Source organism: Arcanobacterium canis (assembly GCF_029625435.1).
Classification (GTDB): domain Bacteria; phylum Actinomycetota; class Actinomycetes; order Actinomycetales; family Actinomycetaceae; genus Arcanobacterium; species Arcanobacterium canis.
The window spans coordinates 595,050-620,413 of record NZ_CP121208.1 but is presented as its reverse complement, the minus strand read 5'-3'; the positions used below and the strand labels follow the sequence as shown (position 1 = coordinate 620,413).

General features: G+C 53.8%; 23 protein-coding genes. 14 read left to right on the top strand and 9 right to left on the bottom strand.

The genetic code is table 11. The features are described from left to right. Positions 1 to 4: 4 nt before the first annotated feature. The 5 genes from P7079_RS02770 to P7079_RS02750 all read right to left on the bottom strand — a co-directional run bounded on the left by P7079_RS02770 (position 5) and on the right by P7079_RS02750 (position 6,383). A complete protein-coding gene (locus P7079_RS02770) occupies positions 5 to 1,288 on the bottom strand; it encodes an adenylosuccinate synthase (RefSeq protein ID WP_278013312.1) in 1,284 nt (427 codons plus the stop codon). Positions 1,289 to 1,375: 87 nt separating this feature from the next. Further along, on the bottom strand, positions 1,376 to 2,821 hold the full coding sequence (locus tag P7079_RS02765; RefSeq protein ID WP_278013311.1) for a GuaB1 family IMP dehydrogenase-related protein: 1,446 nt from the start codon (positions 2,819 to 2,821) through the stop codon (positions 1,376 to 1,378). A 222-nt stretch (positions 2,822 to 3,043) separates the two neighbouring features. Next, positions 3,044 to 4,012, bottom strand: coding sequence for a pirin family protein (locus P7079_RS02760; RefSeq protein WP_278013310.1), 969 nt, complete (start codon positions 4,010 to 4,012; stop codon positions 3,044 to 3,046). A 140-nt stretch (positions 4,013 to 4,152) separates the two neighbouring features. Continuing rightward, entirely contained in the window at positions 4,153 to 4,575 is a 423-nt protein-coding gene (locus P7079_RS02755) for a DUF2871 family protein (RefSeq protein ID WP_278013309.1), read from the bottom strand. 137 nt (positions 4,576 to 4,712) lie between these two features. Continuing rightward, entirely contained in the window at positions 4,713 to 6,383 is a 1,671-nt protein-coding gene (locus P7079_RS02750) for an ATP-binding cassette domain-containing protein (RefSeq protein ID WP_278013308.1), read from the bottom strand. Positions 6,384 to 6,703: 320 nt separating this feature from the next. Between P7079_RS02750 and P7079_RS02745 the strand changes: the two genes are divergently transcribed. The 6 genes from P7079_RS02745 (at position 6,704) to P7079_RS02720 (ending at position 11,451) form a co-directional block, all read left to right on the top strand. Continuing rightward, positions 6,704 to 8,224: a C69 family dipeptidase gene (locus tag P7079_RS02745; RefSeq protein ID WP_278013307.1), complete on the top strand. Its 1,521-nt coding sequence runs from the start codon at positions 6,704 to 6,706 to the stop codon at positions 8,222 to 8,224. Positions 8,225 to 8,248: 24 nt separating this feature from the next. After that, on the top strand, positions 8,249 to 8,500 hold the full coding sequence (locus P7079_RS02740) for a 50S ribosomal protein L7/L12 (RefSeq protein WP_278013306.1): 252 nt from the start codon (positions 8,249 to 8,251) through the stop codon (positions 8,498 to 8,500). Positions 8,501 to 8,769: 269 nt separating this feature from the next. Next, positions 8,770 to 9,006, top strand: a complete 237-nt coding sequence (locus tag P7079_RS02735) for a DUF6290 family protein (RefSeq protein ID WP_278013305.1) — start codon at positions 8,770 to 8,772, stop codon at positions 9,004 to 9,006. A gap of 68 nt (positions 9,007 to 9,074) precedes the next feature. Continuing rightward, positions 9,075 to 9,293, top strand: coding sequence for a type II toxin-antitoxin system RelE family toxin (locus tag P7079_RS02730; protein ID WP_278013591.1), 219 nt, complete (start codon positions 9,075 to 9,077; stop codon positions 9,291 to 9,293). 96 nt (positions 9,294 to 9,389) lie between these two features. Continuing rightward, positions 9,390 to 9,602, top strand: a complete 213-nt coding sequence (locus P7079_RS02725) for a PH domain-containing protein (RefSeq protein WP_278013304.1) — start codon at positions 9,390 to 9,392, stop codon at positions 9,600 to 9,602. Positions 9,603 to 9,681: 79 nt separating this feature from the next. After that, positions 9,682 to 11,451 (top strand): ATP-binding cassette domain-containing protein, encoded by a 1,770-nt coding sequence (locus P7079_RS02720; protein WP_278013303.1) that lies wholly within the window; start codon positions 9,682 to 9,684, stop codon positions 11,449 to 11,451. A 204-nt stretch (positions 11,452 to 11,655) separates the two neighbouring features. On the opposite strand, the gene P7079_RS02715 is transcribed toward P7079_RS02720, so the two are convergent. The 4 genes from P7079_RS02715 to P7079_RS02700 form a co-directional block, all read right to left on the bottom strand. Beyond that, the gene (locus tag P7079_RS02715; protein ID WP_278013302.1) at positions 11,656 to 12,069 is read right to left on the bottom strand and encodes a hypothetical protein; all 414 of its coding nucleotides are present in this window, start codon (positions 12,067 to 12,069) and stop codon (positions 11,656 to 11,658) included. Continuing rightward, complete coding sequence (locus tag P7079_RS02710) at positions 12,066 to 12,311, bottom strand: hypothetical protein (protein ID WP_278013301.1); 246 nt, start codon at positions 12,309 to 12,311, stop codon at positions 12,066 to 12,068. Before P7079_RS02710 ends, P7079_RS02715 begins: the two co-directional genes overlap by 4 nt. Positions 12,312 to 12,348: 37 nt before the next feature. After that, positions 12,349 to 12,840, bottom strand: a complete 492-nt coding sequence (locus P7079_RS02705; RefSeq protein ID WP_278013300.1) for a sigma factor-like helix-turn-helix DNA-binding protein — start codon at positions 12,838 to 12,840, stop codon at positions 12,349 to 12,351. A gap of 287 nt (positions 12,841 to 13,127) precedes the next feature. Further along, positions 13,128 to 13,271, bottom strand: coding sequence for a hypothetical protein (locus tag P7079_RS02700; protein WP_278013299.1), 144 nt, complete (start codon positions 13,269 to 13,271; stop codon positions 13,128 to 13,130). Positions 13,272 to 13,474: 203 nt separating this feature from the next. Between P7079_RS02700 and P7079_RS02695 the strand changes: the two genes are divergently transcribed. The 8 genes from P7079_RS02695 to P7079_RS02660 are packed head-to-tail and all read left to right on the top strand — an operon-like array spanning position 13,475 to position 24,621. Next, positions 13,475 to 14,446 carry an ABC-three component system protein gene (locus tag P7079_RS02695; protein WP_278013298.1) on the top strand — a complete coding sequence of 324 codons (972 nt, stop codon included), beginning with the start codon at positions 13,475 to 13,477 and terminating at the stop codon, positions 14,444 to 14,446. After that, positions 14,443 to 14,889, top strand: a complete 447-nt coding sequence (locus tag P7079_RS02690; RefSeq protein WP_278013297.1) for an ABC-three component system middle component 2 — start codon at positions 14,443 to 14,445, stop codon at positions 14,887 to 14,889. The genes P7079_RS02695 and P7079_RS02690 overlap by 4 nt, the downstream gene beginning before the upstream one ends. Then, the gene (locus P7079_RS02685; protein WP_278013296.1) at positions 14,886 to 16,760 is read left to right on the top strand and encodes a hypothetical protein; all 1,875 of its coding nucleotides are present in this window, start codon (positions 14,886 to 14,888) and stop codon (positions 16,758 to 16,760) included. Before P7079_RS02690 ends, P7079_RS02685 begins: the two co-directional genes overlap by 4 nt. Continuing rightward, the gene (locus P7079_RS02680) at positions 16,750 to 16,983 is read left to right on the top strand and encodes a helix-turn-helix domain-containing protein (protein ID WP_278013295.1); all 234 of its coding nucleotides are present in this window, start codon (positions 16,750 to 16,752) and stop codon (positions 16,981 to 16,983) included. Before P7079_RS02685 ends, P7079_RS02680 begins: the two co-directional genes overlap by 11 nt. Next, positions 16,980 to 18,872, top strand: coding sequence for a site-specific DNA-methyltransferase (locus P7079_RS02675; RefSeq protein ID WP_278013294.1), 1,893 nt, complete (start codon positions 16,980 to 16,982; stop codon positions 18,870 to 18,872). Before P7079_RS02680 ends, P7079_RS02675 begins: the two co-directional genes overlap by 4 nt. A 3-nt stretch (positions 18,873 to 18,875) precedes the next feature. Continuing rightward, the gene (locus tag P7079_RS02670; RefSeq protein ID WP_278013293.1) at positions 18,876 to 21,848 is read left to right on the top strand and encodes a type III restriction-modification system endonuclease; all 2,973 of its coding nucleotides are present in this window, start codon (positions 18,876 to 18,878) and stop codon (positions 21,846 to 21,848) included. Next, the gene (locus P7079_RS02665) at positions 21,845 to 23,485 is read left to right on the top strand and encodes an ATP-dependent nuclease (protein ID WP_278013292.1); all 1,641 of its coding nucleotides are present in this window, start codon (positions 21,845 to 21,847) and stop codon (positions 23,483 to 23,485) included. The genes P7079_RS02670 and P7079_RS02665 overlap by 4 nt, the downstream gene beginning before the upstream one ends. Continuing rightward, on the top strand, positions 23,482 to 24,621 hold the full coding sequence (locus P7079_RS02660; RefSeq protein ID WP_278013291.1) for a UvrD-helicase domain-containing protein: 1,140 nt from the start codon (positions 23,482 to 23,484) through the stop codon (positions 24,619 to 24,621). The genes P7079_RS02665 and P7079_RS02660 overlap by 4 nt, the downstream gene beginning before the upstream one ends. Positions 24,622 to 25,364: the final 743 nt, after the last annotated feature.

Genomic DNA, 25,364 nt, shown 5'->3' with positions numbered 1-25,364 from the left:
TCGATCAGTCGCGCACGATGTAAGCGTCGCGCTCAGCGCCCACTGAAACGTAGCGAATCGGCGCGCCTACCTGCTCTTCAACGTACTCCACGTAGTCACGTGCTTCCTTGGGGAGCTCCTGCCAGGTGCGGGCGCCGGAAATATCGCACTGCCATCCCGGCAAAGTTCGCTCGATCGGGTATGCACGATCCAAGTCGGTGGGGAACGGGAAACGATCAGTACGCTGGCCATCAAGTTCGTATGCTTCACACACCGGAATTTCCGCCATGTCCGACAAGACATCCATCTTGGTCAAAGCGATCTCAGTAGCCCCTTGGACTTCCACACCGTAACGAGTAGCCACGATATCGAGCGGTCCCACACGTCGTGGACGGCCCGTTGTTGCACCATATTCGCCGCCTGCGTCACGAAGACGCTCGGCTTTTTCGCCATCCCATTCACAGACAAACGGGCCAGCACCCACCGCTGTTGAGTATGCCTTGACCACCCCGACGACGCGCTCGACGCGAGCGCTGGGTAGTCCAGCGCCGACGGGTGCATAGGCCGCAATCGTGTTCGACGACGTCGTGAAGGGGTGGATACCGAAGTCGATGTCGCGAAGCGCGCCGAGCTGAGCTTCAAACAAGATGCGCTCGCCTCGCTCACGAGCTTGCCCGAGCACCTGTGCTGGATCTGCAAGGAACGGAACAATTTGCATCGCCCATTCATCGATCCAGGCCATGATGTCTTCAAGAGTTGCCGGTTCAGCACCGTAAACGCCTCTGAGCGTGAGATTCTTCCATTCCAGAAGTTCAGCAACGTGCTGACGCAGTTGGTCACGATTTCGCAGTTCGCCTGCAAGGATCGTCTTCTTTGCAAACTTGTCCGAGTAGAACGGGGCGATCCCCTGCTTTGTCGAACCGTATTGCTTGTCCGCAAGGCGCGCTTCTTCGAGATTGTCCAGATCTCGGTGCCATGGCAGGAGCAAGGATGCACGCTCGGAAACAACAAGATTTTCCGCAGTCACTGCCACGCCTTGCTGTGCAACCGAGTCGATTTCACGCACAAGTTGCTCAGCATTCACCGCTACACCATTGCCTAAAACATTAATGACACCATCGTTGAAGATGCCCGACGGTAACAGGTGAAGCGCGAATGTACCGTACTTATTGACCACTGTATGACCGGCGTTTCCACCACCCTGATAACGAGCGACGACGTCGTATTCTGCGGCGAGGAGATCGACCATACGGCCTTTCCCTTCGTCGCCCCAGTTGATTCCGACGATTGCTGCAATCTGATCTGCCATTATTTTTCTTCTCTCTAGTGTCAAGTGCGATTGGGGTGGGCGACGACGCTGCGCTAAAGGACGTTCTCAGGCAGCCGCGTCGGCACCTCACCAGGAAGTGGGAACCGGGGCACCCTCACGGTAGCCCGACGAGGACTGGATCCCGACGATTGCTCGCTCACGGAACTGCTCGATATTGGCCGATCCTGCATAGGTAAACGAGGAACGTACGCCCGAAACAATCTGATCGATGAGATCTTCAACGCCAGGGCGCTCAGGATCGAGGAACATGCGGCCTCCCGAAATTCCTTCTTCGAAGATCGACTTCCGAGCGCGCTCAAAGGCGGATTCCTTGGCCGTGCGGTTCTTCACCGCACGCTTCGATGCCATTCCGAATGACTCCTTGTAGGGGCGCCCGTTGGCATCCCACTGCAGTTCGCCTGGCGATTCGTAGGTTCCAGCGAACCACGAACCGATCATGACGTTCGATGCGCCAGCGGCCAGAGCGAGGGCAACGTCACGAGGGTGTCGAACACCGCCGTCGGCCCAGACGTGAGCCCCGAGCTTGGTCGCTTCAGCCGCGCATTCAAGAACTGCAGAGAACTGCGGGCGGCCGACGCCGGTTTGCATACGGGTGGTACACATTGCGCCCGGTCCAACACCAACTTTGACGATGGAAGCACCAGCTTCAACCAGATCGCGCACGCCGTCTGCGTGAACCACGTTGCCGGCAACAATCGGAAAGTCGGCAGGAACGACTGAACGAACTGCGCTCACGGCGTCAAGCATCGTATCCTGATGGCCATGAGCAGTGTCAACGACGATGAGATCGACGCCAGCCTCGACGAGTCGCTTTGCCTTACCAGCTGGATCACCGTTCATTCCAATTGCAGCGCCGATGCGAAGCGTTCCATTTGCATCCACGTTTGGCTGGTAAATCGTGGAACGAACCGCTCCAGCCCGCGTGAGAATACCGACAAGAGCACCGGCGTCGTCAACGATCGGAGCCAGCGGGTAGTGATTCTCCTTGAGAGTGTCGTATGCCTGGCGCGGATCAATACCCTCGGGCAGGGTCAGCAAGCGCGTGCTCATGACTTCCTTGACCTGGGTGAAACGATCCACACCGGTGACATCGTCCATATTGATGATGCCGAGCGGGATTCCTGAATCTGGATCAGCAACGATTGCGGCGCCATGCGCACGCTTGGGTATCAAACCACGCACATAGCCACACGTGTGATGAGGCTTCACCACGACGGGAGTGTCGTAGGTGAGGTGAGCGGCCTTCACTTTGGCTACCGTATCGACGACGACATCGACTGGGATGTCTTGGGGGATAATCGCAAGGCCACCACGCCGGGCCACAGTTTCCGCCATGCGCTTTCCTGCAATCGCCGTCATATTCGCCACCACAAGAGGAATTGTGGTGCCGCTGTTATCGGGAGTTGTCAGATCGACATTGGAACGGGATCCGACCGAGGAACGAGACGGCACCATGAAGACGTCGTCGTAGGTTAATTCGAACTGAGGTTTTGAATCATTAAGGAACTTCACGCAGTTAGTCTATGGAGCAAAGAGAGCGAAAGAAAGAGGTTTTCGCCTTTTGTCTCGCAATTTGGAACTATTTAATCTCACTATTTGAGAATTGGCGCTATTTCGCGGCAATCTCAGCCTCGAAAAAGAGCACTAATATGTTTAGTGTCCACAATTCGGAACAAATCATTCCATATGGCAAACACTCAGGTGGCGTGATTTCGACCCTCGTCCCATCGCGGCTTAATCAATGCGCATCTGCGGGCGGGCAACTGGAGCCGGATTGACCCGCGGGCGAATGGGCGTATGCGGCATTTCAGGCGCAGGAAGCCAACTCGGCCCGTCTTGATGATGGCCAATGTATCCTTCCACCGTCCCAAAACGTCCCGAATGGAACTGCCATTCCTCGCGTGCGCGCACAATTTCATCATGCGTGCGCCCGATGAAGTTCCACCACATCACGAGCGACTCTGTAAAAGGCTCTCCCCCAATAAGGATGACGCGTGCCTGCGTCTGACCTGTGTTGGCGATGGTCAGCGTTTCTTCGCCGACGCCGGTGTAGGCAAGTTCTGTACGTGCAACTTTCGTTCCTTCGAGTTCCACTTCCCCACAATCGACAAGTACTCCATGTTCAAAGGTCGGTTGCACGTCGATAGTGAGCTGCGCACCGGCGTCGAGGTTGATCTCCGCACCAACAAGCGGAGTAAAACAGGTGATCGGTGATGTGCTTCCCATGAGTGAGCCCATAAAAACAAGCGCATGACCGCCGTCGAAGGGCACGGGTTGCGGAACGTAGTTTTCAAAGTTCCGCTCACCTTCACGGACGGAATCAGGCAAAGCGACCCATAACTGCACGCCATGCAAGGTAGTCGTGGCTTGAGTAGAAGTTTCAGAGTGCGAGATTCCATGACCTGCGGTCATGAAATTGGCTTCCCCAGGGCGAACGACAGCGTGAAATCCTGCAGCGTCGTTATGCATGATTTGCCCCTCGAACAGCCACGATACCGTCTGCAGCCCCATATGCGGGTGCGGCGCAACGTCCATACCGCCAGTGGATGCAACATCGTCAGGACCATAGTGGTCACAAAAACACCACGCTCCAATCAAGGAGCGTTGGCGCTGAGGGAGCGTGCGCTTGACTGTCATGGCTCGCGGGCCGCCGAGTGGAACGTCGCGAGACGTGATGATCTCTACTTTTGCATGGGTCGTCATGAGTTCCTCCTTGGGTTCAGGATAGCCGAAGTCACAACCTCACGAGCATCAATTTCTCGGCCCGCGATACTGCTTTATTCACCTGCTTCAAGGCGCGGAAAGCCTAAGAAAAATCGGCCCAGAAAACTGAGCCGATAGGATTATGCCTCGCGCTGCGCTGCAAGTTCGCGCACAGGTCTAGCCAGGCTAACAAAGAGGAATACGATGCCAACGGTGATCGCGATATGCCCAAGACCAGCAATACCAGCAGCTGCAGCCCCACCGTCGCGTCCGTTGAGTTGGAGGATCCCTTGCCAAAGCATGACGCCAGCGGTTAAAGCAAGCCCCGTGTTGTAACCATGGAAGAAGCCCTTAAAGGAACGCGTGTGGGAAATATGGAAAACAGCGTCAAGTGCGAGGACCACCAGCATCACCAGCATCCCCAAAGCCAGCAGGTGGGTATGGAGTGTGGCGAGCTGAGTTTTGGGAATCACATCCATCGAGTGCGTTAACGTGCGGTACAAAAGACCGGCCGTCAGGCCAAGCGCCGCATACACACATGCAGCGATCCAGATCTTTTTCATTGTTTCTCCTCAGGTGTGAGCAATGCGCGCGAAGCTACCTGCCCCGCGCTTTGCGATCACTCTACACAGGAATACTCTGCTCAGGAGGAGACAAGGCAGACACCTACGCTGAGCGCTGACACAGGGGCGATAGCCAATCAACTTGTGTGAGTACCCGTTCTCGTTTGAGTATCCACATCGTTGACCACTGGATCGACACCACTGAGAGTGATGTGTCTGCCACGCCAGTGGTCAATCAACCACCGATCGTGAGTAGCAACTATCAGCGTCCCGTTCCACATAGACAAGGCAACTTCCAAGGCTTCCATTGTCTCAAGGTCAAGATAGTTTGTCGGCTCATCAATAATAAGTAAAGCTGGACTTTCACCCAATGCAACAGCAATCTGAGCCCGTCGTTGATTTCCAGCCGAGAGCTGATTGATTGCTGTAGACCACATCGAAGGATGCAATATCCCCTTGCCGAGCTCACCAATCCCGTTTTGCCAGACGAAGCTATTGAAACCTGGGTCCCCTTCAATGGGAAGACGCTGCGGGACTATGCTGATTCGATTATCACGTGTCATATTCCCGCTCGCATCAACACCAGCCGGTGGCGCACCTTTCGCGATCCAGTTAAGCAAAGTAGATTTTCCTGTGCCATTCGCACCTGTCACAAGGAGATGTTCCCCTGCTGCCACATCGAGATCGAGAGGAGCAAGCCTGCCCGCCACTTTTGCCTTTCGCAAGCTCACAGCAACACCCACCCCAACGTCGTCGCGACGGAGGGGAAAGGCGAGTTCATAGTGCCGAGGCTTGCGAACTTCTCGCTCTTGCAACCGTTCGAGCCGAACGTCGTCATTTCGTGTTCGCCTGACGGAAGTAGAGGCTGCACGATCAGCAAAATACTTTTTTGCCATGCGAAACGGTGGTTCTTTTACTCGACGGCCGCCTTGCGCAATAATCGCACTCTGATGATGATGCTCTCGCAGATCACGCTTTTTCTCCTGTTGCCACGCATACATCTGGTTATATTTGCTCCACGCAACTTCTTTCGCAATGAGATAATCTGAGTATTTACCCGCGACACGATGAATACCAGAAATGCGTTCTTTCCCACGAGCTTTCGCTATCTGCGACCACACGGCGTTATCCATGTCGTAGATAACAGTAGCTGTGTCCTCAATAAACGCCCGGTCGTGGCTTGCTACGAGCACCGGCCCGTCCCAATTATTGATCGTCTGAGCCAAATAGCTCATAGCGTCAGAGTCTAGATGGTTGGTCGGTTCATCAAGGATGAGAGCCTGTGGTCGGAGAATAAGTAAAGCTGCCAAACGGATTCGTGCGCGTTGCCCCGGAGACAAGGATGTCACATCACGTTCTCGCATTTTCCCGATGCCGTCCATTCCCAATCCATGAAGAGTCTCACTGATGCGAGCTTCCAGGGACCATATATCTCGGGCGTTCATCTCAGCAAGAAGACAATCGTACTGTTCCTCAAGCGACTGACCGCCGCTGGCGAGCGAGGACGTAACGCGATCAAATCGGAGTGATAGCTCCCTCAAATAGGCGAAAGCGACATCAAAATATTCGCCGACAGTACCATCAAAATCATCTACATTTGGCGCTCGGTGCTTGACCGGAGCGGAGATAATCTGGCCCGAATCTGGGCAAAGATCACCGGTGAGAAGCTTGAGTAGGGTGGTTTTTCCACTGCCATTCGGGCCAATCAGGAAAGCTCGCTCGCCTTCGCTGATGTGCAAATTAACTTCATCAAGAACGAGGTGGGATCCATAAGAAAACGAAAGAGCGTTAAGGATTATCGAGGGCATAATGATCTCCTGGACGTTGAAACTTTGGTCACGTCTCAGCACAGCTGAGTGGAAATCACATCGACATCTAAGCGTCAAACCTCTCGCGATAGTTGTTGGACGTATTCACTTTAACACGTCCCGCCTCTTCACATGCTCCAAAACCGTGTCTCAGGGCGGCGCGTATCACCCCATCGAGCGAAGGGCCTGCGCAACGCGGTTGCACCTGGTGCAAATTTCGCTGGATACCGACATTGAGGACTATAATCGCACTATAACATCGGCGCTGCATCGGGAATCCGCCCGTCACACACATTCGTGTCAGCAAAGAAGGGACACTCATGGGTTGCACCACCATCCTCGTCGGCAAGAAGGCTTCGAACGACGGCTCGACAATGATCGCCCGCACGGACGATTCTGGAGCGGGAAACTTTGAGGCAAAGCGCTTCGTCGTCGTCGCGCCGGAAAAGCAACCCAAACGCTACGTCTCCACCCAGTCCCATGTGGTCGTGAACCTGCCAGATGACCTGATCTCGTACACGTGTATGCCAGACGCGATCCAGCACAAGGGTGTGTGGCCAAATGCTGGAATTAATGCGGCGGGTGTGGCGATGTCGGCAACTGAAACGCTCACTAGCAACGAACGGGTCCTCGCAGCTGATCCTCTCGTTGAGTTTTCCCCCGCCCGCGGCAGCGAAGGCGATCCCGATTATCAGCCGGAGCATCCCGGCGGGATCGGCGAAGAAGATCTCGTTCTCCTTGTCTTGCCCTACATCCGTTCCGCACGCGAGGGCGTAACGCGACTCGGCGCACTCCTCGAAGAACACGGCACCTACGAGATGAATGGCATCGCTTTTGGCGACGGCGATGAGATCTGGTGGCTGGAAACCGTTGGCGGACACCACTGGATGGCTCGTCGCCTTCCCGACGATGCCTACGCGATTATCCCTAACCAGCTCGGCCTGGATACCTTCGACTTTGATGACGCTTTTGGCGAGCAACGCGAATACATGTGCTCAGCTGATATGCGTGAGTTCATTGCGGACAATCATCTGGATCTTGGAAGCGGAGATGCGTTCAATCCGCGTCATGCATTCGGCTCCCACTCTGATTCTGACCACACGTACAACACTCCCCGCGCGTGGGGCCTGCAGCGTTACTTCAACCCGCGCTCGAACGTGTGGGACGGCCTCGATGCCGACTACACCCCCATGTCCGACGATCTGCCCTGGTGCCGCGTACCCGAACACAAAATCCCGATGGAAGAAGTCAAGTACGCGATGGCGTACCACTACCAGGGCACCGGGTTTGACCCGTACGCGCGCCACGGCCTCGACCGCGGCAAGTACCGCCCAATCGGTATCAACCGCACGACGTCGGTGGGCGGGCTGAATATTCGTGCGGGCGCCGAGCCGCTTCACTGGGTGGCGTTCGGTTCCATGCCGTTCAACGCGATGGTTCCGTTCTATGCTCGGGTGACGACGACGCCGGCCTACCTCGCCGATACCACTGGCCGGGTGACGACGGAGGCACACTACTGGCAAAACCGCATTATCGCGGCTCTGACCGACGCCCACTATCACGAGTGCATCGCGCATGTGGAGCGCTATCAGCAAAAGGTCGGCGCGCTGGCACGCATCGTGATTAAGGAAACTGATGCGAAGCTTGCGCAGATTCGTGTGGCTGGGGCCTCGGGTAGAGAGTCAGCTGGTGAGGTGAGCGCTGACGCCCGCGCCTTGATGGAAGACGCAAACCAAAAAATCGCAGACATGCTCCAGCGCGAAACCGACGACCTGCTCGACAAGGTTCTCTTCGATGCCTCGATGACAATGCGCAACGCATTTTCTCGGGATGATGCGTAGGTCAGTCTTTTAGGGAGGATAAAGATGGCAAAATGGTTCGATCAGGCACGAGAAATTGAACGCCTGCGACGAGAGAACGGACGCCTTTTAGCTCTTGTTGCTCAGCTAAAAGCTCGCCTTGGTGATGACGCAAAAAATATTGACGCTTTTGGGGTATCTCCCAAGGAACGTCAGCTTGTTGCAACGGGGCGCAAGATCGAAGCGGTGAAAGCATATCGCGAGCGCACTGGAGCCGACCTCGTGACGGCGAAGAATGCTATCGACTCCGTATCTTGAGAGGCAAGACGATTGTGCGCTCACCCACCGAAAACCTTGCGCGGTTCGGAGCGAGTGAAACGTAGCGCAATCGTGACAGGCTGGTCCCCAAGTAACGCCGTCGTCATGGCTGGCCACACGATGTTCTCCCCTCTCGTGTTCGCTGTTCTCCTCCTTACTTTCGCAAAGGAAAAAGGAAATACGTACCGGTAATACCGTGGCAAGGCAGAACTTCCCCTCAAGTACACCAGCAGGGAAGTACTTAGCTGTAGTGATACCGCGCCTGCAAGATGACGAGATCATCGCCGTCGACCAAATATGAGCACGATGACTGTCCGGATGCCTGCAGAAGATGCCGCGCTTATCCGGAAGTTTGCAAATTTGAAGGCATCACAATCTCAGACTTTGCCCGAAGCGCAATCCTCGAAAAGGTTGAAGATTCCTACGACCTCCAGGAACTTCGGGAGGCAATCGCCAAAGACGACGGTGAACGTTTTAGCATTGACGATATTCTTGGCGAGCTCTAATCGTGCCTGTTACACCAAAACGATACCGAGTTGAAGTCACTTCTCGCGCACGCAAGCAACTCAAGAAGATGGACCGATTCGATGCGCGAATCTTGGCGACATGGATCAAAAACAACCTAGACGGCTGCGCGGATCCGCGGGCATTCGGAAAAGGATTGACAGCGAACCACTCAGGCGAATGGCGCTACCGTGTGGGCTCATACAGGATCCTTGCACTCATTGCTGACGCCACGATCACCATCGAAGTATTCTCTATTGGCCGCAGAGACAAAATCTATCGCGACTGATGCGAAGCGGGATGCGCTGTAAAACCCAAAGATTTGTGAAGTGCGGGCGCCGTCTTTGAAGAAGTTCCGATCCCACAAGATGTCAACTAGGTTCTTGTGCAAGGAGAGCAACCTTATGCTGCCTACAAAACTCTGCGTGATTCAGCAATTTTCACCTCAAAACGATTAATTATCCGTGATGCGCAGGGATTCACTGGCAAAAAGGTGGAGATCTATTCAATTCCCTACTCATCAATCAACATGTGGTCGAATAAGGTTGGAGATGTTGTTGATGGGTACGATCAAGAACCTGGACAGGCGTGGGTTTGATATGGCTATAGTGATCCCAAGAATGGTTTGGCGCATAGGCGTTTGATCCTGGAGTGCATGAGAGCGATTGAGTGTCACAATGAATGAGTTGAGGAACTACCCAGATTGGTTATGGGCTCTGCGTTACGGTTGGCAGGCGTCGCCAGCTTTTGCTACAGCTTCGACGATCATGCTTCTTGGTGTCGCTCTTATTCCGGCTGTCAACGTTCTATTAATTCGACAGCTCTCGAATTCTCTTTCACATTCACATGGCGCAATCGGGCTCATTATTTTAACCGGGTTAGTGTTTGGTGCGGGAGGAGCCCTTCAGCAAGTTGCCAACACTTTATCCCGGGTCAATGCGATGAGAGTAAACGCGTTCGCTGCAGATCATTTTGACTGCGTGCTCGCGCGCAGCTCAGCACGCTCTTACGCCTCGGAACTGTTTATGGACAAACTCAGGAAAGCCCGTCAATGCACTAGTGAAGGGCATGTTTCGTCTCAGTTCCAAGCAACGATCAATATCTTTACCGCCACGATTACAGCTTCTACCCTGGCGCTAACACTATGGGATTTGAGCCAGGGCGCGGCGATGATCAGCGTTTTAGCTCCCATACCTACCGCGGTTGCCTATGCATGGTATGGCAGACAAGAGTCTCGCCTCTGGCCCGAAGCTGCGCAGAAGAACCGACGTTCTGTATATTTTCAAGACCAGATTTCGTATCAGAGCACGGGAAGCGAATTGGTCAATCTACGAGCATCATCCTTTATCGCTTCTCGTTCGCAAGAAATGAGAGCGCTTTATCGAAAAATACGAGAAAACCTCGAAGGACTAGCAGTTGTATCGGACGCGATGTCGGGTCTCGCCACAACTGTTCTCTTCTGCTTGGCCCTGGTCTTTCTTTACAGGGATTCAGCCCAGGACGCCGGAGCAGTGTTTGCAGGAATCGCCGGTCTCATGAGCGGAATCGGAGCGATGGCAGGGATCGGGTATCAAATCGGTGAACTTGTGACATCCATTCCGGCGAATCGGCATTTTCGGGATTTTCTGCGTGTGGAAGATGATCGAGTAACCGAGTTAGATATTGCGTCGGTTCAGAATTTCTGTGCGAACGATATAACCGTGAGGTATGGAGATGTCGTAGCTGTACGCTCAGCAAATCTTGCTACGGATAAAGGAACTCTCGTAGCAATCGTCGGAGAAAATGGTTCGGGTAAGACGTCCTTGATCCGCGCGATGATGGGATCACAACCTGAAGCGTCGGGCAGTTTGAAGATTGGCGCTCTGAGCGTCGATCTCTCGTCGGGAGCTTTTCGTTATCCTTACGCTGTTGTCCAGCAAGATTACGGACATTATGAGCTGACCGTACGAGAGTTCCTGACGATGGGACTCAACAGGAACGATATATCTGAATCGGAAATTGACGAAGCGCTGCGCTTTGCGGAGGCGTACTCTTTTGTTTCGGAGCTTGCCGACGGAGTGCAGACTCTGCTGGGTGCGCAATGGGGTGGCGTTAACCTCTCTGGCGGGCAATGGCAAAGACTCACCATCGCGCGTGCGTATCTCTCAGACGCACCCGTGTGGTTCCTTGACGAGCCAACAAGCGCAATTGACGCACCCACAGAAGAATTGATTTTTCACAAGCTCTCAAAAGAAGCGTCAAAAAGAATCATTATCCTCACCACCCACCGAGTCTCGACTTTACGATCCACAGGATTCATCTACGTTATGAAGAAGGGCACGATTGTCGAAGAAGGCACTTTCGGAGAACTCCTTTCACATGAAAGCGAGTTCAAACAAATGTTTCACTCCCAACTAGAGAACACCGCCGCTCCCCTCTCCAGCGCATCAAACAACGCATCGAGTTGACGCGGATCGGCCACCCGGAAAAACAGGCACTCCTTCGGTTGCTGCTTCAAGCTCGCGCATCCTCGCTCGCTTATGACCAAAGCTCTGGAAGTGCCAGTACAAGATCGAATCAGCACAAAACGTCTGCCGAAGGTTTTCGAGATTTCCATTGCAGATGTGCCGTTCAGCCAGCGATGCGCACCCGACGCCGAGAGGAGTGCGTGGTCAGAGGGTGCCATCGGCGATCTCCTTTGCCTGACCCAACAGCCAGCCAAACTTCGATGGATCCATGCTCGAGAGCTTGTCCGCCCCGGCCTCGACGATCAGTTCACGCACCTTCGCCGTATGGCCTTGCGCCGAGAGCCCGGCGAGCACGCCGCGCACATCCGCAAGCGTCACAGTCAATTCAGGCTCAGTTATTGGAGACGCGGACGGTGCTTCTTCGTGCGCTGGGGAATGGCTAGGTTCTGGCGCGCCGACGAGTCGTGCGGCAGGTATCGGACGGTCACCGATCATTCCCGCATGATCTTCAACCTGCTCATACCAGTCATCTTCGAGGGCTCGCGCCTGCTCGCACGCATAGGCGGCGGCTTGGTTCCATGCGCTAATCAACTGGTTACGGGGCTGGAAATTCATCATCGCGTTTCACCTCCCGCATCCCCGTCAAGCACGTCAGCCAGTGCCATGAGGTTATCGTCAGGTTCAACGATCTGGACTTCGACGTTGCTGGTCTCGGATCCGGGCAGGAGGATCGCCATCTTGTGGGCAGGTGTGGCTGTGCCGAAGATGGCGCGCAACATCCGCTTAGTGACACGGATTTCCTTTGCAGAAAGTGCCGCATCTGGGTTGGGTTGTTTACCGATCTTGAGCTTGGTATTCATTTGTGTGTTCCTTCCTGAGCGGTGCCGTGTGTCTCGCTCACAGGAAGGCCACAAAGATCGCTGGAGTTACCCCCCCCCCCGCGATCAGCCCCTCACGCAGGCGTTCAGTGGCTTTCTTCAACGTTTTCGAGATCACCGCTTTCGACACACCACGACTAGCTGCCACTTCCACTGCAGGACGCTGTTGGATGTGGACGGCGATGAACACTTCCCGCTGTACAGGCGGCAGCTTCTCGATCAGATCAACAAGCAACTCTCCAACAGCACGGATAGCTTGTTCGTGCTCGGTAGCAATTTCGTTCTCGCACACGATATCTTGCGCCGATGGCGTGGCTCCGGCTTCCTGGTTGCCGTAGGCGTTATAGGCATCCCACGAACAGAACTTGACGCCTCTGCGGTCTTGACGCCGGTAGTTGTGATCGCTGTTGGCTTCTTGCCGGTCAAGATCAGCAACGATCTCAACCCACCGATCCTCAGCCTCAACAACAATCGGGTCACCAGCAACGGACGTGTAGATAATGAATCCCATGAGTGGGGTTCCCTTCTGGTAAAGGGAGACCCCGTTGAGGGCTGCCGAGAGAAGACTGAGGTGTTGATTAGATGCAGTGACGGGCACCAGCCCCGCCGGGTTAAACCCGGATTGAGGTGGTGCCTGTCAAGCGCTCAACGGTGGTCTTCCCGAATACGGCTCTGCGCATTCGGAAAAGTAGGAGAAAGGTTTCAGCGTGCCGGTTGACCGGTGCGGCATCGCCGAAAAGGAAAATGAGAGAGTGTTTCGAGGCTGTCGACCGCGCTGCGAAACACCAGCGAGGGGTGTTACTTGCCCTTACGCGGTTTGGCTTGGGCCAGTGCAGAACCTGCTACGGACTTCGTCCTGGCTGAGGTTCGGCCATCGCGCAGAAGTGCCGATGCCTTGGTGGCTACTGGCCGAGACGTTTGCTTCATGTTTCGTTTACCCATGTCTCTCCTCACCTCCTGATCATGCTCGTTGCGACACAACTACGCGTTCGCGTAGATGAACGCGCCAAGAGTGAAGCGAGACTGTAGAATCAGAAAGGATGTTGTCACTCGTTCCGCTCTTGCATTTCCGTTAAATGAATCTGCGCCTGAGCAGGCGGTGGTCAACCGATTGACAGCGATTGAACGCGATTGCGGAGGTGAAATTGGGCGAGAAGAATAACTTCACGCAACTCATCGATGCGCTTCGTCCAATGATGAAAGGCACCCGCAAGCTTGGCGAGTTCACCGCATTCGTCATTGACCTGGGACTCGTACCAGCACCTGACAGGGGTGATGAACGGACAGCTATCAATCTGCGTACGGTCTCCACATGGAAGGGGTATGCGAACGGCTCGTATCCGATGAAGCCGGACTTTGCAGGTGAACTTGCTGGAAGGTGGGATGAAGAAGAATTTTCCTCGAACCTTCTCCAGTGGTATCAAGAGCCCGTTCTCAACGAGCTCGCCGACAGGCTCAGTCGCATCGACCCGAGGATTAGCAAGGGCAATGTTGGACGCGGTCTTGGTGTACTCATCCGCGAAGTCTTCGTCTCTATCCGTGACGCGGCTCCGTCGCCTCTTGAGGTTTCACTTGACCTGCCCGCACCCGCGCCACAGTCGGGTGCTCCGTATATTGATGAGAAAACCAATCGGCTGCGTCTTGGTGATCAATCGGTGGGGCTTCCGCTGAAGAAGAACGTTCCCGAACACATTCAGCCCAAGGAACTCATCTACGTCGCTGCCTTACTGCACGCTTACTGCGAAGGATTGACCACCAGCAATCCAGAACCGGTGATTGACGATATTCCGCCACGCTGGTCGGCTCATTTCCAAGACCAACGCAAAGCTTTCTACAGCGCCGAATGGGTACGAGAAGTCTCATGGAGCTGTGTCCATGAGGGCAAGGCCATGTTTGACGATTTCCTTGACAGCATGCACACCGGAGTCACCGATACGAACCTGCGCACCTACCCAAACGGTGTCGAACGACTCCTGGCCACCCTAGCCCAAGCTGTTCAAGTCCAACTCGATCGTCAGCGGCTCGATCAAATCATCACCCTCATCGACGTGTGGAGCCGTAAAGGCTCATGTCACGAACTGGCCGCACGAGGCAGATTGTCGTGGGTGGACGCATGAGACTTTCAGCCCTCGATACCAGCTTTGAAGCCGAGCTGCGCGCCCTGATCTTCTTGTTCCTTCTCGACGAACCAACCGACGTGGACTACTTGGCATGCCTTGACACACTCACCGTCAACGCACACACCTTCGGGCTAGGCGAAACAAACGTGAACGGCACCCACCGGCTCGCCTCTGGCGAACTTAATGCCCGCACCTACCTCATGACCCAAGCCTTGCAGCGCATGACCATCCAAGGGCTCGTCCACTACACCCACGACAACGGGCATGGACGCTTCGACATCAGTGACGAAGGAACCTCACTGGTTAACCAGCTCAACACCCCATACGCAACAGACTTCTTCAACGCCGCACTAGAAACCATTGAGCGCGTCGGCGACAAAGACACCAACGCGCTCACATCGATCATTCTCAGCGCAGCCACCCCAGGAGAGTCCCGATGAAACCAAGCTTTTGGATTACTCACATCACGGTGGCAGGACACCCCGCCCGCCAAGACTCCCGCATCGACCTCACCAACGGACTCAATATCGTGTGCGGGCCATCGAACACCGGAAAATCCTGGGTCTTGCAATCAATCGACTACATGTTCGGCGCGGCCGCCAAGGATTTCGCCATCGACGAGCAATCCGGCTACACCGAAGTACGCATGGGGGTACGCACCCCGTTCGGTAAGCTGACGCTCACACGCCCGATAGGGCAAGGCCACACTGCCGTCGACGTTACGAGCACCGACGTGCGGATCCCATCAGGGCAATACCGGCTCAACAAGACCAAAAACGGTGCTCTGCTCAACTCCCTGTGGCTACGCCTCGCAGGTTTTGAAAACCCTGATGAGCTGAAAGTCATCAAGAACCAGAACTACGACGTTCAAGGCCTAACATGGCGCACAGTTTCCCACGCGTTTTATGCTGACGAAGACAACATCACCAAAAAAGCCCCCATTCTCCTACCAGAGCAAAACACGGCACACACCGCAGCTAAATGCACGCTCGCAGCGTTCATCACCGACAAAGACTATGCTGCCTACGCACGCAAGGAGAACAACGAAACCAAGAAGCTACGAAACAACGCAATCATCGACTACCTAACTCCAAAACCATACGAGCTACGCCAACGCATCGACACCCTCGAAGCAGCCCTCGAAACCAGCAACCCCGACCAAGCCCAGCGCGCCATCGACGAACTATCTACACAGGTCGCACACATCAACACGCTCATTGAGAACGCTATACGTGAAGGTGAACAAGTAGCCTCCCGGCTTCAAGAAATTCGTGACCAGTTGGCTGAATCTGGCGCGCTTCGACACCGCTACGAAGAACTCGCGTCCTCCTACCAAGCCAAGATCGAGCGGTTTGACTTCGTTAACGAAGGCCACATGCTCACCAGCGCAATCCGCACGCCAGAATCGTGTCCCATCTGCGAACAAACACTACCAAAAGATAAAACACCTGCTGTTGCAGAACCTGATCCGCGCGAGCGACAAAACCTTCTCACCAGGCTTGACGGACTACGCCAGACGATCACCCAGATGGAAACTGAGGGGGCACCACTAGTTGCAGAAGAAAAACAGCTGGCATCCCACTCCCGGCGCATCGCAGAGCACATTGAAAACCAGCTGCGCCCGCAACTACGCGTCCTCGCATCCAGCATCGCCGCGCACAATGCAGTCGTTGCGATGCGAACCGAACTTGAGGAACTCCGCGAGCGCAAAACCGTGATCGAGCAAGAAATCGCTGAACGTCAAGCTAAGACGTTCCCGAAGGGTAACTTCAGTGCCACCAGTGAGTTCCCAGAAACGTTCTGGGAAAAGATGAGTGAGGGTCTGCTCGATACTCTTGGGGCGTGTGCGTTCCCGCATCTTGACCGTGCAACGTTCTCACGTGAACTGTTTGATGGCGTGGTCAACGGAAAGATGAAAAGCAAGCAGGGCAAGGGCTACCGCTCGTTTGTTAACACGGCGGTGTTGCTCACGCTGCGCGAATACCTTGCCTCAGATACTGCCGCACACAGCCCGAGCGTCCTCATGATCGACACCCCACTATTAGGGCTCGACGACCCGCAACTCGATCCCGAGCTTCAAGAAGCCCGAGAGACTATCCCGATAGCCCTGTATGACTTCCTGGCCGAGCGTCAAGATCTCGGTCAGATGATCATCGTCGACAATATCAAATACATGCCTGACATCACCAAACTGCAATCCCGTTGCAACCTGATCTACTTCACCAAACAAGAAGGTCACGGTCGCTACGGCTTCCTCGAAGACATCCACGACGAGGACATCATCGACACGGAGGAACCCTATGCCCAATAGCCCTACCTTCAGCTACAAACCCCTGTGGAAGCTCCTCATTGACCGTGACATGACCAAAACCCAGCTCCAAGAACTCGCAGGGCTCAGCCCAGCAACCATCGCCAAGCTCGGACGAGGAGCAAACGTCACCACCGACGTCCTCGCCCGCATCTGCAAAGCACTCAACTGCGACATCGCCGATATTTGCGAGGTCGTCCCGAACGAACAGGAGATCGCACAATGATCCGTGATGCCCACGAACACAACGAAACCGTCGCCCCCAACGAATTTGAAATCGAACGACTCCGCGCAGCTTTGCCTGAATATTTCGACAAAGACGGGGCGTTCATACTTGACCGGCTCCAAGAAAGTCTCAAGGAAGGTGACGTCAGCATTACCAAGGAAGGCTACGAGCTGAAATTTCTCGGCAAATCATATGCCAAGTACCTGACCTCCACAGAAACCGAAACCGTTGTCGTTCCCGACCTCGTACACAACAGCCAACCAGATAACCAGAGCTCAGAGAACCTCTACATTGTGGGTGATAACCTTGATGCACTTAAGCATCTCCTTGGTTCTTATGCGGGGAAAGTAAAGTGTATTTATATTGATCCGCCCTACAACACGGGCTCTGACGGGTTCGTCTATAACGACGACTTCGGCTTCACGCCCGCGCAACTCGTCGACAAGATCGGGCTCAGCGAAGATGAAGCGCAGCGAGTTCTCGACCTCCAAGGCAAGTCCTCACACTCGGCGTGGCTCACTTTCATGTACCCCAGACTCCAACTCGCGAAAGAACTACTCGCAGACGACGGTGTTATTTTCATCAGCATCGATGACAACGAGCAGACAAACCTCAAGCTGCTCTGCGACGAAGTATTTGGTGAACAGAATTTCATCAGCAATATGATTTGGAAAAGCAAATCCGGTGGAGCCAACGATTCAGGGCAAATCGCGATTGATCATGAGTATGTCATTTCTTATGCGCGAAACCTTCCGAGTGTTGCCCTGTTGCCTGACCCACTCACTCAAGCCTCAACGCAATACAATCGGAGTGATGATAACGGTCGCTACTCGCTCGAACGCCTCGACAAACAAAATCTTCAGTACTCAGCTTCAATGGATTACGACTTAGTCGCCCCCGACGGCACAGTCTATTCGCTTGAACACAAGGATCCATCGAGTCCAAACGCAATATGGAGATGGTCTCAAGAGACAGTTCGCGAACGCATGGATGAGCTGGTATTCGAAAATGGTCATGTCTATACAAAAAATTATGAAAAGGATGGGGGTAAGTCACGTTCCCTTCTGATCGATGAACGCTTTGGTCGTTCACGCACCGGTACGACTGACATGACGCAATTATTCGAGGGGCGTGCTTTCTTCAAAAATCCAAAGCCTGTAAAATTGCTTCAGCATCTACTTCGGATTAGCGTGCCTGACGACTCGATTGTGCTCGATTTTTTTTCTGGCTCAGGCTCTACGGCTCACGCAGCATTGGATATCTCTGCAGAAACCGGAAAACGTGTTCGATATTTCATGATTCAGCTCAATGAACAAGTCGACTCTGCATCCAATCGATATTCAAAAGCCGCATATTCTGCTGGTTATCGCACGATTGACGAGATTGGCCGTGAACGCGTTAAGCGTGCGGCAGCCAAAATCAAGGCCGAGACGGGTGCGGACATTGATTACGGGTTCCGGCTTTACCGTTTGGAGGAGCCGTCGGGGCAGGTGTTGGATCAGCTTGAGCGTTTCAACCCAGAAGCCTCGGATGCGTTGTTTGCCGAGGATTATGTGTCGAAGTTCGATCTGGATGGGACACCTGGCCATGAGACCGTGCTCGCGACGTGGCTGGTGAAGGACGGCTACGGCTTAACCACCTCCGCTAAGAAAGTGAAGCTGGCCAACTACTCCATCGATGTGTGCGGCGATTCTGGCTACGTCATTGATGCTGGGTTGACGAGCGATGATGCGGTGGCTCTTGTCCGTCTACTGGAGACTGGCGAGCTGGACTTGTCTCGGGTTGTGGTATTCGGCTATTCGGTTGAGTTCTCGGTGATGCACGAGTTGAAGAAGAATTTGGCTGTGTTGAAGTCGGGCAAGACCGTTGACGTGATCGAGAGGTTCTAACTGATGCAGATTAGGCTTCAAACTCTCGACCACCAACAGCGCGCGTTGAACGCGGCGACTGCGGTGTTCGCGGATGTTGATTTAAGTTTCGCGTCTCCTTCGGAAGCGAATCCAGTCTTTGACGTAAGCGACCCGCAGATCACGCATAATATTGCCCAGCTGCAGGCCGGGGCCGTTGATGGTGTGGCGGCCGTGCCGAAAGCGTGGCGTACCCGCGCTGATGACGGCGTGCTGGGTGTGGATATCAAGATGGAGACGGGCACGGGTAAAACCTTGGTGTACACGCAGTTGATGTTCGAGTTGAACCGGCTATACGGGTTCCACAAGTTCATCATTTTGGTGCCCTCGACTCCCATTAAAGAGGGCACCCGCGCATTCATAAAATCAGATTATGCCCGCCAGTATTTCGATGACACGTATGGTGGTCGTTTCAAGCTGGATCTTGAAGTGCTGGATCCGCAGAATCGGTCCAAGGGCCGCAAAATGTTCCCTTCGGCGATCTCGAACTTCGTGCAAGCCTCCCGGCTAGCGAAAGGCCGGATCAGCGCGTTGTTGATGACTGATGGCATGTTGCAGTCGAAAGCGACGATGGCTTGCGTGTATGACCAGTCGGTGCTGGGAATGTCGAGCCAACCCTATGAAGCACTGGCAATGACCCGCCCAGTTGTCATTATTGACGAGCCGCACAGGTTCCGGCGTGAGAACAAGGCATACCAAGTCCTCCTCGAGCGAATCCAGCCGCAAGCGATCTTCCGGTTCGGAGCGACGTTCCCGAAGCTCGACAAGTCCGGAACAACCGAATACAACAACCTCGTGTTCAACCTCGGATCGGTTGAAGCGTTCAACGAACAGCTCGTAAAGGGCGTAGCGATCCAATATCCGCAAGATGACGGCAGCGAATCTGTGCGTCTGAAGCTCACTGGAATGTCGCGCTCGAAACCCAAGAGCGCTACGTTCAACAACCTCGATACGGGCAAGTCCATCACGCTAAGGGTTGGTGAATCTCTGGGCGATATCTTTGGCGACTTCGCAGGAGTCACGGTCGAGGGCGTGGGCAAAACTGAGAACGCGCTAATCAAATCCGGTGTCACGTTGTCGAACGGGCAGATCCTCGCTACGGGCGATATTTTGGCTAGCCGCGTATATTCAGAGACTTATCAGAGCTTAATGATGAAGCAAGCACTAGATAATCACTTCGAATCTGAGTGGGAGAACTTCCGTCGTTCCACCAAAGTCAAAACACTCACCTTGTTCTTCATCGACTCGATCGAGTCCTACCGTGGCGAAGACGGGCCAGGGCATTTGCGTGCGCGTTTCCATGTACTCCTCACCACCAAACTGAGTGAGCAAATCGACAAGCACAAAAACGACACATCCACAGCTGGTAAAGAATACGTCGCCTACCTGAAGGCTTCGTTGGCGGACGTGGCGGCGACGAACGGTGGCTATTTTTCTGCGGATAATTCCTCCAGCGATGAAGCGATCCAAGCTGAAGTGGATCAGATTTTGCGGGACAAGCAATCATTACTGTCCTTCACGCGTCCAGATGGCAAGCCTAATACGATGCGGTTCATTTTCTCGAAATGGACGCTACGTGAAGGCTGGGACAACCCAAACGTCTTCCAGATCGTCAAGCTGCGCTCCTCGGGTTCAGAAATCTCCAAGCTGCAAGAAGTCGGGCGCGGTCTACGACTGCCTGTGGACGTGGACGGTACACGGCTCGCACACGAGCAGTTCTACCTCACGTATCTGATCGACTACACCGAGAAATCTTTCGCTAACGCGCTGATCGGCGAGATCAACTCCGACGTTGCCATGGCAACTCCGTCGGTGAAGGAACTCTTACCCAAGGTCGCAGCAGAGCTCGGAATTGTCGAAACAGACCTGTTTATTCGTTTGCTACAGGCAGGGTTTGTCGATACCGACAAAAACATCATTGAAGGTAAAGAATCTGAATTGCTCGAAGCTTATCCGCAGTTTAATGTGGGCAAGATCAAGCCCGACAAGGTCGTCACGAACAAGTCCAAAACCAAGGTAGGTATCCGCCCTGGATGCTACGCCGAGCTTAAAAACTTGTGGGAGGCGGTCAACGCTAAGTACTACCTGCGGCTCGAATACCTCACCGAACAAGAGATCGCGGCCTGTATCGACGGCATTTTGGACTCGGGAATCTACACCGCACAAACCGGACGGTTCACGCAAGAGAAGATCGAGCGTGACGGCGATGGTGAGCTGATTACCAAAACATCAACCAAGGCTGTGTTCTCCGTCAATGACACGCTCACCTACGGAGACTGGCTCAAAGGTGCCTACCTGCAAACCTATCTGCCACTCCAAGCAATCAATGCAGGGCTCGTGCGCTACCACAAGAAGCACCCACTCCCAGAGGGATTCTTCAACAAGACCACGCTGGCTAGGTTCGTCACCCAGTTCCACGAGTGGATGCAACACGAGTTCATCAACCGCTTCTCCTACATGCGCATTGATGCACCATTGGGAGCCACGGCACTGACCGAACCAGACGGGCGACCACTGCATGACATCGTGCAAGGCAATATCGGTATCTACCGTGATGCCAGCGCGAATGTGCCAGATAAATTCCTCTACGACGCGTTCATCTACGATTCACCGAAAGAAAAGGACAACATCCAAGACTCCGCTGCGCTCGACGAAGTCGTTGTCTACGGCAAAATTCCTAGGCGATCGATCCGTGTGCCTGTCTATTTCGGTGGCACCACAAGCCCGGACTTCATGTACGTGCTCAAGGGTGCAGACGGCAAAATGTCGCTGAACTTCGTCATCGAAACTAAGGACGTCAACTCCCAATCCGACCTACGCGAGTCAGAGAAGCTACGGTTCACAGCAGTCAAGAAGTTCTTCGAATCCATCAGCGATGAGAACATCAACGTCCAGTTCGCGCCCCAGCTCAAGCACGACGACATCGTCACGCTCATCAAACAGGTGGTGGCACAGTGATCACGAAAGTTCATATTCGCGGCTACCGAAAGTTCAAAGAGCTAACTCTCAATCCCCACCACGAAATGAACATCATTGTGGGCGCAAATGAAGCGGGTAAGTCCACTCTCCTTGAAGCGATTACGATGGCCCTCACTGGCAAGTTCGAAGGCGTGGCAGCAAGCGAGGCGCTCAACCCCTACTGGTTCAACATGGAACTCGTCGATGCTTTCTTCAACGCACTCTCGAATACGAAGTTTGGAGATTCACTTCCTGCGATTCCAGAGTTCCGTATCGATATACATCTTGAAGCTCCAGACGGAGATTCTCAGAAGATGCGGGGCATTCACAACATGCTCAAGGAAGATAGCGTCGGTCTTTCCGTTCACGCATATCCCGACCCTGATTATTCGGAAGAGATCGAGCAGTATTTTCGAGAAGAGAATTGTCCCCATATTCTCCCAGTTGAGTACTACCGCCTCGATTGGCGAGATTTTGCCGACCAAATTGTCTATCGACGTCCCAAGGAACTGGGGGTTGCTGTTATCGACACGCGCACAATTCGCTCAGATCGGGGCATGGACTACTACACCCGTCAGATTGTCGAAGAACGACTCGATCCTAAAGTACGCAACCACGTCTCAGTTGAGCACCGTAAGATGAGGGCGTCTCTGGGTGATGATTTGTTAACAGTGCTTGACGGAGCGTTGGGCACGGACTTTTCCGCGTTTCGCCAGTTGAAGCTTGGTATTCAAGTTGACCAGTCGCGCTCATCATCATGGGCAAACACTCTGGTGCCAGCGATAGGCAAGGTTCCATTTTCTCAATCCGGAAAAGGAACGCAGGCGATAGCCAAAACGGTTCTTGCAATGGGAAGGTCGTCTGAGTCTTCCGCCTATCTGCTAGTTGAAGAACCGGAGAACCACCTCAGCCATACAAGCTTGCGTGAGCTACTATCTTACATTTCAGCAGCACGTGAGGGCCGACAGGTACTCGTCACCACACACAGCTCCTACGTCCTCAACCGCCTTGGCCTAGACCAGCTTGTTCTCCTACACGAGGGCAATGCGCACGCCTTCCAAGACCTGAGCGATGGCACATCAGAGTACTTCAAGAAACTTTCTGGATTCGACACATTACGACTCGTCCTAGCGAAAAAGGTTGTACTGGTTGAAGGGCCGTCAGACGAAATCGTTTTCAACAGATTCTTTCGCGATAAGTACGGAGCTGAGCCCCTCGACTATGGAGTGGACGTCATATCAATCGGCGGGGTCTCCTTCCGTCGAGGATTCGAACTAGCTTCAGTGCTGAACCGACAACTTGTGGCGCTACGTGACAACGATGACAAGACCCCCGAACACTGGCAGGACAAGGTTAAGGACTTCACGAAACCCAACGAACGCGAGCTGTTTGTTGGCCAACCCGATTTGGGTAGGACGCTCGAGCACCAGATTAAGTCGGCAAATAGTGAAGATACTCTTCGAACAGTTCTGGAGCTAGACAACAACACGGACCTTTTGGATTGGATGTCGACGCACAAGACGGCTACGGCACTCAAAATTGCGACCTCGCCGGAAAAGCTGAATCCTCCAAAATACATCACAGATGCAATCAACTCGCTTCAAAGCGTCGTGATCAGGACAAGCGAATTATCGTGATACATAACTTCGTTCACGCATGCGCTGGGGCAGGAAAGACAGAGCTCATCATCCAAAGATGCGCTAACACGGCGAATCAAAAGAGACGGCTGGTCATCACCCTCACCAACTCGGGGCAAGAAGAACTCGTTTCGCGTCTTTCCGTCGCGTGCAGCCAGTCTCAAATGCCAGACGTCATGGGTTGGTACGCATTCATGATTAGACACTACGTCCGACCATATCTCCCCGTACTATTCCCAGATGTACGCCCTACAGGATTCATTTTCGACCGTGCTACGCACCCCAAAGACCACTTCAAACTAGGAGGGATTCGGCGCTATTTCTCCTCGAATGGGTCGATATACAAAGAAACACTGCCCGAGCTTGCAGTCAAGGTCGCCGAAGCTATGCAAGGGGCAGTTGAAAAACGGCTAGGCCGCATTTACGACGAAATAATCGTCGACGAAGTCCAAGACATCAGCCGAAAAAGCCTCGACATCATCGAGCGGCTCATAAGCCAAGCGACACCGCATCTGATCTTGGTCGGTGATGTCAGACAATCCCTGCTCGATAGTGATCAAACGTCATCGAAAAACCGAAACGCCGATCGCCTAGGACTCATCAACTGGTACCGGAAGCACGAATCGGCGGGTCGCCTTGAAATCAAGGAGCTATGTGAAACCTGGCGCTCCAACCAGAGAATTTCTGACTTCTCAGACCGTATTTTCCCCCCTGAACTGGGGTTCGCGCCAACGAACTCCCAAAACCAGAAGGTAACTGGACACGACGGTGTCTTTCTCGTGCACGAACAACACCTCGCAACCTATCTCGAAAATTATCATCCGATGCCTCTGCGCAGCAGTAAAGCTTCCGGCAAGCATCTAACTAATCTGGAATTCAAAAACATCGGAACCGTCAAGGGACTCACCTACGAACGAGTGATTATTTTCCCAACCAAACCTATGATCGATTTGATAACAAAGGGCACGCCTTTGGCGGGAATGAGCGCCTGTAGCTTCTGTGTTGCGGTGACGAGGGCAAGAGCGTCAGTCGCCATAATCGTCAACGACAAAACTCTGACGAGAAGGCTACGAGAAAACCCATTCATTCCAATTAGCGTGTGGGCTCCAGACTCTTCCGAGCAGCGACTATTCTAAACAATTTAACGCTTTCCCATACCTTTTGACGCTCTACTTTCTGCTTCGGACGGTGGGTGCAGCACCTCGTCCGGTTGCTTACCAATGAACACTACAGCTAGGCAAATCACGGAAGTGCAACTCACATAACTGTGAGCGCCGCACCACCCATAACCGAGCTTTTCGCCTGTTACCGCGCTATTTCAAGCGACCAGCGCGTACTCACGCACACTATTGATTATGTATCAACGCTTTACTCCAACGTTTTTAGGTTTAATCAACATTCCCGCACAACCAGAACTTTTCGGCGGTAGGTTTCCTCTCGGTGTTACGAGGGTAACTTGCCTAGCCAATCAACTGAGATGCTGCAAGTTTGTGTTGGTATCTTCGCTTTCGTCGCGAAAGTACGCGCGTACTTGGCATTGAGTTTTGCCTAGTAGCAAGCCATTTCAGCCGCGTTCAGCCAACCGTCCAGCAGCCTAGCCTTGTATCCAATCGGCTCCCATTCCCGATTCTGCATCAGTCGCCAATTTCTTATACAGCTGCCGCAAATCACCAAGTGTTGCTGACAAATAACGATTGCACTCGGATAGTCTGTCCATCTTTACGTGGGCAGTAAGTCCAGCCTGTAGATAGCCAAAAGTCATCCGCGCGGTGTGAGAAAGCTATTAGCTCAGTAGGCTTGTACGTCTCAGCAAGTTGATGCGCGAACTGCTGTCCATGGCCATGTCGTCGATATCCCTCTCGTACTTCAAAAAAGGAAA

Bases quoted from the DNA above. Each gene is read 5' to 3' on its own strand.
- P7079_RS02670 (WP_278013293.1), top strand. From the start codon at position 18,876: ATGCAGATTAGGCTTCAAACTCTCGACCACCAACAGCGCGCGTTGAAC.
- P7079_RS02730 (WP_278013591.1), top strand. From the start codon at position 9,075: ATGGACCGATTCGATGCGCGAATCTTGGCGACATGGATCAAAAACAAC.
- P7079_RS02680 (WP_278013295.1), top strand. From the start codon at position 16,750: ATGCCCAATAGCCCTACCTTCAGCTACAAACCCCTGTGGAAGCTCCTC.
- P7079_RS02715 (WP_278013302.1), bottom strand. From the start codon at position 12,069: ATGATGAATTTCCAGCCCCGTAACCAGTTGATTAGCGCATGGAACCAA.
- P7079_RS02720 (WP_278013303.1), top strand. From the start codon at position 9,682: ATGAATGAGTTGAGGAACTACCCAGATTGGTTATGGGCTCTGCGTTAC.
- P7079_RS02745 (WP_278013307.1), top strand. From the start codon at position 6,704: ATGGGTTGCACCACCATCCTCGTCGGCAAGAAGGCTTCGAACGACGGC.
- P7079_RS02770 (WP_278013312.1), bottom strand. From the start codon at position 1,288: ATGGCAGATCAGATTGCAGCAATCGTCGGAATCAACTGGGGCGACGAA.
- P7079_RS02700 (WP_278013299.1), bottom strand. From the start codon at position 13,271: ATGGGTAAACGAAACATGAAGCAAACGTCTCGGCCAGTAGCCACCAAG.
- P7079_RS02710 (WP_278013301.1), bottom strand. From the start codon at position 12,311: ATGAATACCAAGCTCAAGATCGGTAAACAACCCAACCCAGATGCGGCA.
- P7079_RS02675 (WP_278013294.1), top strand. From the start codon at position 16,980: ATGATCCGTGATGCCCACGAACACAACGAAACCGTCGCCCCCAACGAA.
- P7079_RS02685 (WP_278013296.1), top strand. From the start codon at position 14,886: ATGAAACCAAGCTTTTGGATTACTCACATCACGGTGGCAGGACACCCC.
- P7079_RS02735 (WP_278013305.1), top strand. From the start codon at position 8,770: ATGACGAGATCATCGCCGTCGACCAAATATGAGCACGATGACTGTCCG.
- P7079_RS02760 (WP_278013310.1), bottom strand. From the start codon at position 4,012: ATGACGACCCATGCAAAAGTAGAGATCATCACGTCTCGCGACGTTCCA.
- P7079_RS02705 (WP_278013300.1), bottom strand. From the start codon at position 12,840: ATGGGATTCATTATCTACACGTCCGTTGCTGGTGACCCGATTGTTGTT.
- P7079_RS02690 (WP_278013297.1), top strand. From the start codon at position 14,443: ATGAGACTTTCAGCCCTCGATACCAGCTTTGAAGCCGAGCTGCGCGCC.
- P7079_RS02740 (WP_278013306.1), top strand. From the start codon at position 8,249: ATGGCAAAATGGTTCGATCAGGCACGAGAAATTGAACGCCTGCGACGA.
- P7079_RS02755 (WP_278013309.1), bottom strand. From the start codon at position 4,575: ATGAAAAAGATCTGGATCGCTGCATGTGTGTATGCGGCGCTTGGCCTG.
- P7079_RS02750 (WP_278013308.1), bottom strand. From the start codon at position 6,383: ATGCCCTCGATAATCCTTAACGCTCTTTCGTTTTCTTATGGATCCCAC.